Here is an 11,653-nt window from a genome sequence, read left to right as displayed (position 1 = left end):
TCAGTCCACCTTGCTGTATTGGGAGACGCGCCATCCCGCCGGAGTCTTGATCACGGTCACGTTCAGGTCGCCCGCGTTGGTCGGCAGCCGCACGTCCATCGACGTCCGGCGCGACTCGACCGCCACGGGCGGGCCCGTGACTGCCGTCGACGGCACGTTGGCCGGCTCGACGGACTCCATCACGGGCAGGAACTCGTCGGTGGTGTACTGGCGCAGCCCGTCCAGCCACTGCTGCTTGGAGGTGCCGGGCGGGTGGTTGACCCACGCCCGTCCCCAAGCGTCGACCACGGCCAGGCCGGCCGGGTCGGGCGCGGTCGGCGGCGGCGCGGCCTGCGGCACCGAGAACGTCGGCGGCGCGGGCCTGCGCGTGGACGGCGGTAACGGCCGCTCGCTCTGGGCGATCGGCCTGTCGGCACCCTGGTAGCGGTTCGGCGGCGGTTCGGGCAGCAGGAACCCGATCAACACGACCAGCACCCCCAGCACGACCAGCGCGGTGACGAGGTGCCTGGGCGAGCGCAACGGCCAGCCCCACAGCCTGCGGTACACCGCGGCGCGGCCGCGGTGCGTGCGAATCGGCATCGGCTGCTCCCCTCCTCAGATCCCCGGCCCGGACTCAGCCGCCATCGGCCACCTCCAGCCCCCGCGACGGCCGGTAGACGACGTAGACGGGCCGTCCGGCCACCACTTCCATCTCCGCGCGGCGCGGACCGGGCTGTTCGGCGGGGCCGGGCAGCGCGGCGTTGTCGGTGCGGGACGGGATCAGCACCGGATCGTCCTCATTTCCGTCCCACTTGGCATCCGCCACCGGGTTGGTGTCGACTACCCGGCTCTGGCCCGCACCTTCCGGGAGCGCGTAGCTGGCCCGGTAGCCGCCGGGGCGGCGGGCTTCGGCGCGCGTCCCCGGCGCGGGCAACGCCCGCGCACCTGGCGCGGCGTCGGCGTCGCCCGGCGGTGTGTCGCGGTCGAGGCGGTGCGCCGTGGCGACCACCGACGACGGCAGCAGCGCCTCCGGGCGCCGCCTGCGCTGCTCGCCACCACCGGACTCGTCGTCGGCCCCGCCACCGCTGCGGATCGTCTCCCAGAAGTCGCCGCCGGACTCGCCGCCGTCCTTGCCGCTGCCGCCGCGACCGCGGAACCGGGAGAAGACGCTGCCCGACATGCGCGGCGTCGAGCCGCCGACACCGCCCACCGACAGCTCGACCATCTGGCCCATCCGGCGGATCGGCTTGCCCACCATCAGGAAGACCAGCGTCACCAGGCTGGCGAGCAGGATCTGCGTCAGCGCCGAGAACCCGCGGGTGGGGTTGAAGACCCAGGTGAGGATCAGGGTGTGCAGCCCGGCCATCGCCGAGATCATCACCACGTTGAGCAGCGCCGCACCCGCGACCCGCCCGACGGCGCGCAGTATCTGGTGGTAGAGCAAGGCCACCAGGCCGATCAGCGGGCCGGCCAGGATCACCACCCGCAGCAACACCTGCGCGAGCAGGATCGCCGCCTTCGCCAGCAACTGGAACGACGCGAACGCGAATCCCTGCACCATGGCGAGCATCCCGGCACCGGTCCGGCTGCCGTCGATGCCCTGGAAGTAGCCGTAGGCGCTGCCCATCTTGCCCGCGACGTCCTCGAACGCCTGCTTCTTGGCCTCCGGCGAACCGGCGTCCGCGCCGGTTCTGGCCTCTTCCTTCGTCCACGCCTGCGCTCGCAGCAGCTCGCGACCGAGCTGCTGCGCCTGCGGGGTGTCCGGCGAGCCGAACTCACCGCGGAGCCAGTTGTTGTAGACCACCTGGTCGTGCAGCAACGTCGGGAGTGCATTGCTCTCGTCGATGCCGACCTCGCGCAGGAAACCGGCCTGCACCGCGGAAGTCCCGGTTATCACCACGTCGTCGAGGGCGTGGGTGTAGACCAGCGGCGTCAGGTAGGTGGCCGAGGCGAACCACAGCCCGGCCAGCGCCCACATGCCCTTCTTGCCGATGGTGGCCAGATCGCCCTGCCAGATGTAGCGGAACAGCAGCACCGCCAGGAGCAGCGCGACCACACCGAACCACGGGGTGAAGACGCTGTCGTACAGCGCGACCGTGCCGGTGGCGATCACCTCGTCCAACGGGTCCATCAGGTCGCCGTTGAGCAGGGTGTAGTGCAGCCCGTTGGTCGCACCGACGAGGTTCTTGCCAAGGTTGAACAGCTCGTTGCCGAGCCAGGTGTCGACGATCGCGTTGGGGTTGGTCACACCCTGCGGCCCGCAGCCGAGGTCGTAGTTGTGCCAGACCAGACCGGCGTAACCGACTTCGTCGTAGGCGCTACCCGGATACCCGGTTCCCATCGGGGCGGGGTCGATGGCGCCGACCATGCCGGAGCCGGGGCGTTCGGGGTTGGGCGCTTCCTTGCAGTCGAAGCCCTGGGCGGTGGCCGGGGCGCCGATCAGGGCCTGGATGCCGACGAGGGCGACCACCACCGCCAGCGCGCCGCGCCTGCGCGGCACCGGCCGGGCGGCCCCCGGCGCACGGCTCGATCGTCGCCGCGCCCGGAGAAGCACGGCGGCGATCACCACCCCGGTCACGATCAGCACTGCGGTCACCGGACGTCGTCTCCACCTCGTTCGCCCGGGTTGTGGCCGGGGCGCTCACCGCGTCGCTCGTTGCCGATGCCGACGGTTTCCAGCTCGAGCTCGTCGAAGGCGTCGATGTCCTCCGGGTAATCCTCGTCGTCGACGGGTGCCAGGCCCGCCGTCGAGGCGTCGGAGTTGGCGACGTTGTCCGAGCCCTTCAACGCCCGGCGCTCGCCTTCGTCGCCGTCGCTCGCCGGTGTGGTGTCCAGCGCGTCGCGCAGGTGCTCCAGGTGCGGGCCGCTGAAGTCGATGCGGATCTTCTCCACGCCGCCCGCACCGTCGCCGAAGATGAACTGCCTCGGCGCGCGGTCGCGCTCGGTGCTGTTGCGCGCGGGGCCGGGACGGCGGCCCAGCGCCGCCACGACCTGCTCGTAGCCCGCGCCGACCGGGACCTTCAGCAGCCGCAGGGCGTCGGCCTGCGCCTGCTCGTCGTCGAGGCGCCCGATGAACACCGAGTCCAGCAGCGACACGAAGCCCTGGATGCGCAGGAAGTCGGCGGGGATCTGGCTGGAGAGCAGGACCCGGACGTTCCACTTCCGGGAGTCCCGGGCGAAGCGGTTCATCAGCACGCGCCCGGTCGGGACCTCGGAGAGGAAGAACGCCTCGTCGATCCAGACGCCCTTGCGCTCGTTCTTGGGCCGCTCGTAGATGGACCGCTGGGTCAGCCACGCCGCGAGGTTGAGCATCTCGACGCCGAGCGCCTCGGCGTCGGTCCAGTGCTCGCGGCCGACGCCGTCCTTGGGCAGCGTCAGACCGGCCATGGTCAGCACGGTGAGCCGGTCCTCGCGCCGCTCCGAGTAGGGGTCGGCGTCGGCTTCCGGGATGAGCAGCGACATCCGCTCGCGGATCTCGTCGAGGAAGTCGGCGACGACGACGGCGTGCTCGTGGTGCTCGCTGGCGTCGCGCCGCAGCGCCTCGAAGACCATGCCCGGGTGGGCGTCGGGCCTGCCGCCTACCGCGCGGACCGCGCGCAGCAGCACGATCCGGGTCTGCGGCAGCCGGGCGACCTCGTAGGGCAGCAGACCGGTGAGCACGTCGAGCACGAGCCGACGGCGGGTCGCGGCGGCCAGCGCGCGTTCGCGGCGCCAGCTGCGCTCCGGGTCGTCCTCGTCGACGAAGTGCTCCAGTTCGGGCTCGGCGACCACGCGGTACGGGTTGAGGATGCCGGGCTGGGCGTTGAGCAGGTTGATCGGGCGCGCGTACGGCCGCAGCTCGGGCAGCTCGCACAGCTCGGCCAGCGGACCCGACGGGTCCAGCAGCGTCCAGTGCGCGCCCGAACGCAGCGTCTTGTAGACGGTTCCGCCGCCGAGGAAGGACTTGCCGCCACCGAGGCCGGCGACCATGGCGGTCAGACCGGAGGCGTCGCGGACCTCCTGGGCCATCCACGGGTCCCACGCCACCGGGCGCCGGGTCGCGGTGCAGGTCTCGCCGAGCAGGATGCCGCGCCGGTCGCCGACCTCGGCGGTGGCCTGCGGTACCGCGGCGGCGGCCCACACCACCGAGCCGCGGCGCAGGTAGGCGGCGTTGGCCAGCGGCTCGCCGGGGATGAACTCGCGGGCCATCGCGTACTGCGCCTCGGGGTGCTCGATGGCCACCTTCGGCTTGTACAGGTCCAGGATCTGCTGGGCCAGGCGCAGCGCGTCGCGCTCGGTCGGGCCAGACACCGCCAGCCGCCACCACGAGCGGACCCGGGTGGCCAATGCGGTGAAGCCGGAGGTCATCTCGTCGTCGATCTCCAGCACCCGGCCCGCCTGGCGGGCCAGCGAGGTCGGCGGTTCGAGGCCGTGTTCCTCGGTGTAGTGCCGGACCTGCGAGCGCACCTTGTTCATCTGGCGCTGGAGCTCACCGCCGACGTCCTCGGGGCGCCGCACGTAGATCCGCGCCGACCACTCCACCGGAGCGGGCAGCCGGTCGGAGTGCTGCATCCACGGGTCGTCGATCTCCGGGATCTGCAGCCCGTGGGTCTGGCCGACCGTCAGGACCGCGACGTGCCGGGTGACGCCTGCGTTGGAACCGGTGCGCCCGCGCACCGTCACGGTCGGCGAATAGGGCTCCTGGTGCATGTCCGAGGCGTCGGTGAACGACGCGAGGTCCTCGGGTTCCCATGCCGAGCCCGGCACGGCGGGCAGGTTCCGCGGAGCGGGAAGTCCCAGCGAGCACGAGCGGTGCATCAGCCAGGAGATCTCCTCCGCGGTGACCGGGCGGCCGTCCAGGCCCGCCGAGCCGATCACCTGGTCGAGGTGGTCGATCTCGCTGTCCAGCGCGACGAGCTCGGCGTCGACGGCTTCCGGGAACACGCGGCGCAACAGCGGCGCGGCGCGCTCGACCGCGCGGTCGACGACGTTGCGGGTCTGCACCTGGACGCCGAGGTAGACCTCCTTCTCCGCCATGGAGCGGCCCATCAGCTGCTGCTGCTCGCCGACCATGTAGTCGTCGAAGCTCAGCGAACCAGGGGTGTCCGGCAGCGGGTGGCGGGCGTTGTGGACGTGGGCCTCGGCCCACATCCGGATCGGGTAGGGCCGGTTGGTGACCCGCAGGTGCAGCCAGCGGCCCTGCAGTTCGGCGTACTGGCCCGCGATCGCGGCGATCAGGTCCTGGCGCTGGGAGTCCGAGCGGAACGACCAGCGCTGCGCCGACAACCGGTACCAGGCGAACACGTCCTGGCCGGTGCGCAGCAGGTGGCCGTCGATGGAGCGCGCGGCGATCGAGGGCGTGTAGGTCGGGATCGACGTCTCGTCGCCGAGCCTGCGCTTGCCCTTGGCCCCGCCGCTGGGCGTGCGGGCGGACCGCACGGACCCGTTCGAACCGACGGGGCGAGGTGGACCCTGATGCGAGCCGCCCTCACGGCCTCGCCGTCGACCGAACACCGCGAACCTCCTTGCTACGCGACCGCCTGCTGGGCGCCGAGCTACGGACCGCCGGCTGCCTGGAGCGGTTGACCTGCTGCTTGTTCGTCCGCCCCGCCGCCCTTCTGGGCTGCTTGGGCCGGGGGCGCTGCGCCTTCACCCGGATCCGTGCCGCACTGGCCGCTCCTCCTTGCGTCGCCGTCTTCTCCCTGGGGGCGGTGAGTTCCCGCAACCACATCACCATTACCGCACCGAGCGGTCGTTCGTGGGTGATGCGCGAGCAGATGATGCGTGTGATGACGATCGTGATGACCACGCCCCACGCGGTGGAGAAGAAGCTGAAGCCGATGTTCATCCGCCGCTCGACCGCGAGCACGAGCAGGAAGACCACGATGCCGACGCCCCACGCCACGTACCTCGCGCGCCAGGGGAAGGTCGCCTTCGGGGGACCGAGCCAGACCGCGTCGACCCGGTAGACCTCGTCATCGGTGCGAATCCGCACTGCCGATCACCCGCTGGTGCTGAACAGGCTGGCGATGAAGGTGCCGATGTCCACGCCCGATCCGGTCACTGCCAGGCCGATGATCGCCAGCGCGACGATGATGCCGCCGACGCGGCGCATGACGCCGGCGTTGTCGCCCTTGCCGCCACCGAGCCACAGGAGCAGGAGAGCGACGGCCAGCAGCAGCAACGGCAGCAGGTTGCGCAGGATCCAGTCGCGCAGGTTCCAGGTCCCGATCTCTCCCTGCGCCAGTGTGTGCAGTTGCGCCATTGTTTCCAGCGCCGTGGTGGTCATCTCGTTGCCCCTGCGTTCGCGGAGTGTCGTCGGATCGGTACCTCAGCACGCCGGGTGGGGCCCGGCACGCAGGTACGAGTAGAACATGACATGGTCACCAGCAGTAGTGGTTGCGCGTTCGGGTGTGGCGCGGGACCGGCCGCGATCACGCGGCGGATAGGCCGTTCGGGCGTGCCGCTTTTGGCCCAGTACCGCGAGAAGAACGGTCACCACCGATGTTCTCGACTGGAATAACGTGATCGTTCACCCGCTCGCGAGCCCTCTCGTAACGCACCGTGCACAGAACGGTGGGCCAGTGGAATAGCGCACATCGGTCATGATGCACCCGACCGGATCACGCCGACGTGAAGTCGCCGGATTCGGTTGACGGCAAAGGTGATCTTGGCGTCGCACCAAGAGTAGCGGCTGCCCGGTGGCGCGTTCCGCACCGGGGCGGCCACCGGCGGTGATCGCCGCTTCCCAGCCTGACCAGCGCGGTTGCCCGGCCACTATGGACGATCCACACCGCGCGCAGGTACCGCGGGCCGGGACGGCGGCGGGAGTTTCCGGATGCGGGCACGCGACAGTTCGGCGCTTCGGGGCGGGGCATGTACCGCGGCGGTTCCGCCGGATGCGTACGACACGCCGACATGTACGCGATTCGGGCGTATGCGGGCGTCCTCGTGGCCCCTTGAACGGGGTCCGCGAGATGCGAGCCCCCGGCCCGAGCAGCGCGTTCGTCCCGCCGCGAGAAACACCCAACCGCCGTGGGCTCCCGGATATTCGTCGGCGGGAGGGAGGCAACACATCCGCGCACGTGACCAAGCGCCGTACGTGGCACCGCCAGACGTGCGAACGGCCACGCGTGAAACGAGACCTGCGTGAGCGGGCGGCCGTGCGAGGCGACCAGGCGCCGACTGCCGTACGTGATTCCGGAACCTGCCCGCCACCCGACCCGGCTGGTGAGCACCGCCGCGACAAGGGAACTAGGAAGTCGAAGGCGCGGACGAGTCGGCCTGTAAGCCGGATCCTGTTCGTGGGGGCCTTGCGGCGCTCCCAGTCGGCGGCCATCCATCTCGGCCTGCCGTCGCCGGCAGGCTCCAGCGGCCTACCCGCAGGCATCGGGCGGGCAACCCTCGAACGCCTGCGCAGACACCGGGAGGTGTCCTCTTGGCCTTGCTCCGGGTGGGGTTTACCGAGCCGCCCCGGTCACCCGGGGCGCTGGTGGTCTCTTACACCACCGTTTCACCCTTGCTCGGCCGGAGTGCCTGGGCACTCCGCCGGGCGGTCTGCTTTCTGTGGCACTTTCCCGCGGGTCACCCCGGGTTGCCGTTAGCAACCACCCTGCCCTGTGGAGTCCGGACTTTCCTCGACGGGGACGCGCCCCGACGCGGCCGCCCGGCCGACTCATCCGCGCCGTCCAGTCTACCCGCGGCGGGGTCAGCGCCGTCGCGCGAGGCGCTGCTTGGCCTCCTGCGCCGCGCCCAGGCGGTCGAGCCCGAGCAGGCCCGCCCCGACTACGGGCGCCACCTCGGTGAGCCGGACGGTCGCCTTCGGCGCGGTCTCGGCGCACCTGCGCTGGATGCCGGGCACGAGACTGCGCCCGGCGCCCGCGAGCACCCCGCCGCCGAGGACGACGACCGCGGGCTCGTCGAGCATCCCGAGCCGCCGCAAGGCGACCGTGGCGAGCAGCCCGATCTCGTCGGCCTGCCGCTCGACGAGGTCGCGCGCGACCTCGTCACCGGCCTCGGCGACGGCGAACAGCAACGGGCACAGGGCGTGCAGCGCGTCTCCGGAGAGCTCGCCGAAGTGCAGCGCCTCGACGACCTTGGCGATGTCGCGCGTCCCGAAGTGCTCGACGACCGCCGGGAGCAGCGCGGTGCGCGGGCCGCGGCCGTCCTCGGCGCGCACCGCCCACCACAGCGCCTCCCGCGCGAGGAACCCGCCGCCGCCCCAGTCGCCGGAGATCCGGCCGACCGCGGGGAAGCGGGAGACCCGCCCGTCCGGTGCCACGCCGACGCAGTTGATCCCCGCGCCGCACACGACCGCGACGCCGACCCCGTCGAGGGTTCCGGCGCGCAGCAGGGCGAAGGTGTCGTTCTCGACCACGACCGACTCCGACCAGCCGCGCGCGGCGACCGCCTCGCGCAGCTCCCGCTCCTCCCGCGGGAGGTCGGCTCCGGCCAGGCAGGCGGCGGTGTGGGTGGCGAACGGCGGCCCGGCGGGCAGCCCGGCCGCGGCCGCGGCGTCGGCGGCCATCCCGGCCAGCGCGTCCAGGCACGCGGTGATGCCGACCCGCTGGTGCGAGACGCCCGGGCCGCGGACCTCCGCGAGCACGGTGCCGTCGGCGTCCACCAGCAGCACGTCGGTCTTGCTGTTGCCGCCGTCGATGGCGAGCACCGCGGCGCTCATCCGGCCCACGGCAGGTGGACGGCGTTGAGCCGGACCAGCTCGTCGGCGAGCTCCTCGGCCAGGTGGTGACGGCCGATCAGCGGGTGCGCCAGCAGCGCGGCGGCCACCCGGTCCCGGCCGCCCCTGGTCGCGGCCTCCAGCGCCAGCTGCTCGTAGGCGGTGACGTGGGAGATCAGCCCGGCCAGCGCGGGTTCGACCGGACGCACGGCCTCCGGCCGGGCACCGTCGGCGTCGACCTGGGCGTTGGTCTCGATGACCGCGTCGTCCGGCAGGAACGCGAGCGTGCCGTCGTTGCGCACGTTCACCACGTGCTCCTCGACTCGGCCGTCCGAGGTGAGCGCCGAGACCAGACGCACGGCCGCTTCCGAGTAGTGCGCGCCGCCGCGCAGCATGAGCTCGTCGGGTTTGGCGGTCAGCGACGGGTCGGAGTAGCGCTTGAGCAGGTTCCGCTCGACGTCGCTGACGACCGACGCCCGCGGTGGCGACGACCGCTGCCGCGCCACCACCTCGTCGTGGGTGTAGAAGTACTTCAGGTAGTAGGAGGGCACCGCCCCGAGCCTGCGCAGCAGCGCGGCGGGCAGCTCGACGTGCTCGGCGAGTTCTTCGGCTCGCTGCTCGATGAGCCGTGGCAGCACGTCCTCTCCGCCGACCCGCACCCCGCGCACCCACGTCAGGTGGTTGAGCCCGACGTGTTCGAGCCGGACCGACTCGTGGTCGACGTCGAGCAGCCTGGCGAGCCGGCGCTGGAAGGTGATCGCCACGTTGCACAGGCCGACCGCGGTGTGGCCTTCGAGCTGCAGCGCCCGGGTGACGATGCCGACTGGGTTGGTGAAGTTCACGATCCACGCTTCGGGAGCCACCTCGCGCACCCGCTCGGCGATGTCGAGGACCACCGGCACGGTGCGCAGCGCCTTGGCCAGCCCGCCCGCGCCGGTGGTCTCCTGCCCGACGCAGCCGTGCTCCAGCGGGAAGGTCTCGTCGCGGTAGCGGGCCGCCTGGCCGCCGACGCGCAGTTGCAGCAGCACCGCGGACGCACCGTCGGCGCCCCGCTCCAGGTCCGCCGTCGTGGTCAGCTTCGCCGGGCTGCCCGCGTGCGCGAGCAGTCTGCGGCAGAAGTCGCCGACCACCCGCAGGCGTTGCTCGTCGGGGTCCACGAGCACGATCTCGTCGATCCCGGACCGCTCGCCGATCCCGTCGACCAGTTCCGGGGTGTAGGTGGAGCCGCCACCCACGACCGTCAGCCTCATGCCGTTCCTAGCCCTTCACACCGGTGAACGTGATGCCTCGGACGAATGCGCGTTGTGCCACCAGGAACAGCACGACGACCGGCAGCATCACCAGCACGGTGGCCGCCATCGTGAGGTTCCACTCGACGTGGTGCATGCCGCGGAACGACGCCAGCCCCACCGAGAGCGGCCAGCTGCTCTCGTTCTCGCCGGTGTAGAGCAGGGGGCCGAAGAAGTCGTTCCACGTGTAGAGGAAGCAGAACATCGCCGCCGCCGCGATGCCCGGCCGCGCCATCGGCACCACGACGCGCAGCATCGCGCCGAGCTCGCCGCAACCGTCCACCTTGGCCGCGTCCACGTAGGACCGCGGGATGGTGAGGAAGAACTGGCGCAGCAGGAAGATGCTGAAGGCGTCACCGAACAGGTGCGGGATGATCAGCGGCCACAGCGAGCCGGTGAGCTCGAAGCGGGCCCACAGGATGTAGAGCGGGACGGCGGTGACCTGCGGCGGCAGCATCATCGCGGCGATGACGAGCAGGAAGGCCGCGTTCCTGCCGCGCCAGCGCAGCTTCGACAGCGCGTAGGCGACCGGGACGCTCGAGACCAGCATGAACGCGGTCGCCAGCCCGGAGTAGAGCAGGCTGTTGCCGAGGTAGGACAGCATCGGCGCCCTGACGAACACCTCGGCGAAGTTCTCCCAGCGCCAGTCCCGCGGCCACAGCTCGGCGGTGAGCGCCTGCTCGTCGGACATGAACGCGGTCAGCAGCACGAACACCAGCGGCAGCAGGAACATCGCGCCGAGGGCCAGCCCGAGGCTGTGCACCGCGATCCAGTGCAGGGTCCGGTGCCGGTTCATGCGGCCTCCTCGACGCCGATGCGCATCCGCCGGATCAGCCAGATCGTGAAACCGAGGGAGAACGCGAACAGCAGCACCGCCATCGCCGAGGCGTAACCCATGTTGTAGTAGTGGAATCCCTGCTGGTAGAGCCATGCCGGGAAGGTCAGCGTCGAGTTGTCGGGGAACCCGAGCACCTTGCTGCTGCCGACCACCTCGGCCTGCCCGGATGCCACCGCCCCGGCGACGACGGCCTGCGTGAAGTACTGCAGCGAGAAGATGACCGAGTTCACCACCCCGAACAGCAGCACCGGCGCGATCGAGGGGATGGTGATGTGCCGGAACCGCCGCCACGCGCCCGCTCCGTCCAGCGCCGCCGCCTCGTGCAGCTCGGCGGGCACGTCCAGCAGCGCGGCCAGCAGGATGATCATCAGCTCGCCGCAGCCCCACAGCGTCAGCAGGGTCAGCGCGGGCTTGGCCCAGGCCGGGTCGTTGAACCACAGCGGCCCGTCGACGCCCAGCACGCGCAGGAAGCCGTTCACCGGGCCGGTTCCCGGGTTGAACAGGAAGACGAACGCCAGCGTCGCCGCGACCGGCGGGGCGAGCGCGGGCAGGTAGCACAGGGTGCGGACCAGCCCGACTCCTCTGCGCAGCCGCGCGATCACCGACGCGACGCCGAGCGCGAAGACGACCCGCAGCACGGTCAGCACGACCACGAGCCAGACGGTGTTGGCGGCGGCGATGCGCACCACCGGGTCTCCGGCGAACAGGTACGCGTAGTTGCGCAGCCCGACCCACGCCGGCTCGCCGAGGAGGTCGTAGCTGGTGAAGGAGAAGTAGCCGGTGGCCAGCAGCGGGTAGGCGAAGAAGGCGGTGAACCCGACGATCCACGGCGCCATGAACGCCAGTACGCGCAGCCTCCTGCCGAAGGGCGAGCGTCCCGGCGGAGCCATC

At 71.6% G+C, this 11,653-nt stretch carries 9 protein-coding genes and 1 other RNA gene; all 10 read right to left on the bottom strand.

Annotated elements, in window-relative coordinates:
* The 10 genes from HUO13_RS10365 to HUO13_RS10320 all read right to left on the bottom strand — a co-directional run bounded on the left by HUO13_RS10365 (position 1) and on the right by HUO13_RS10320 (position 11,652).
* A complete protein-coding gene (locus HUO13_RS10365) occupies positions 1-579 on the bottom strand; it encodes a hypothetical protein (protein ID WP_211901194.1) in 579 nt (192 codons plus the stop codon).
* A 34-nt stretch (positions 580-613) separates the two neighbouring features.
* Entirely contained in the window at positions 614-2,575 is a 1,962-nt protein-coding gene (locus HUO13_RS10360; RefSeq protein ID WP_249124623.1) for a hypothetical protein, read from the bottom strand.
* A complete protein-coding gene (locus HUO13_RS10355) occupies positions 2,572-5,397 on the bottom strand; it encodes an ATP-binding protein (RefSeq protein WP_211901193.1) in 2,826 nt (941 codons plus the stop codon). Before HUO13_RS10355 ends, HUO13_RS10360 begins: the two co-directional genes overlap by 4 nt.
* A 49-nt stretch (positions 5,398-5,446) precedes the next feature.
* On the bottom strand, positions 5,447-5,953 hold the full coding sequence (locus HUO13_RS10350; RefSeq protein ID WP_211901192.1) for a hypothetical protein: 507 nt from the start codon (positions 5,951-5,953) through the stop codon (positions 5,447-5,449).
* Positions 5,954-5,959: 6 nt separating this feature from the next.
* Positions 5,960-6,247, bottom strand: coding sequence for a hypothetical protein (locus HUO13_RS10345; RefSeq protein WP_011873405.1), 288 nt, complete (start codon positions 6,245-6,247; stop codon positions 5,960-5,962).
* 982 nt (positions 6,248-7,229) lie between these two features.
* Positions 7,230-7,636: RNase P RNA component class A (gene rnpB, locus HUO13_RS10340), an RNA gene on the bottom strand.
* A gap of 30 nt (positions 7,637-7,666) precedes the next feature.
* Positions 7,667-8,638: an N-acetylglucosamine kinase gene (locus HUO13_RS10335; protein ID WP_211901191.1), complete on the bottom strand. Its 972-nt coding sequence runs from the start codon at positions 8,636-8,638 to the stop codon at positions 7,667-7,669.
* Positions 8,635-9,885 (bottom strand): 6-phospho-beta-glucosidase, encoded by a 1,251-nt coding sequence (locus HUO13_RS10330; protein WP_211901190.1) that lies wholly within the window; start codon positions 9,883-9,885, stop codon positions 8,635-8,637. The genes HUO13_RS10335 and HUO13_RS10330 overlap by 4 nt, the downstream gene beginning before the upstream one ends.
* Positions 9,886-9,892: 7 nt before the next feature.
* On the bottom strand, positions 9,893-10,720 hold the full coding sequence (locus HUO13_RS10325; protein WP_211901189.1) for a carbohydrate ABC transporter permease: 828 nt from the start codon (positions 10,718-10,720) through the stop codon (positions 9,893-9,895).
* On the bottom strand, positions 10,717-11,652 hold the full coding sequence (locus HUO13_RS10320) for a carbohydrate ABC transporter permease (RefSeq protein WP_211901188.1): 936 nt from the start codon (positions 11,650-11,652) through the stop codon (positions 10,717-10,719). Before HUO13_RS10320 ends, HUO13_RS10325 begins: the two co-directional genes overlap by 4 nt.
* Between the last annotated feature and the right edge of the window lies 1 nt (position 11,653).

It is taken from the genome of Saccharopolyspora erythraea, assembly GCF_018141105.1.
In the GTDB taxonomy this organism is placed as follows: domain Bacteria; phylum Actinomycetota; class Actinomycetes; order Mycobacteriales; family Pseudonocardiaceae; genus Saccharopolyspora_D; species Saccharopolyspora_D erythraea_A.
This window is presented reverse-complemented; position numbering and strand designations above follow the sequence as displayed.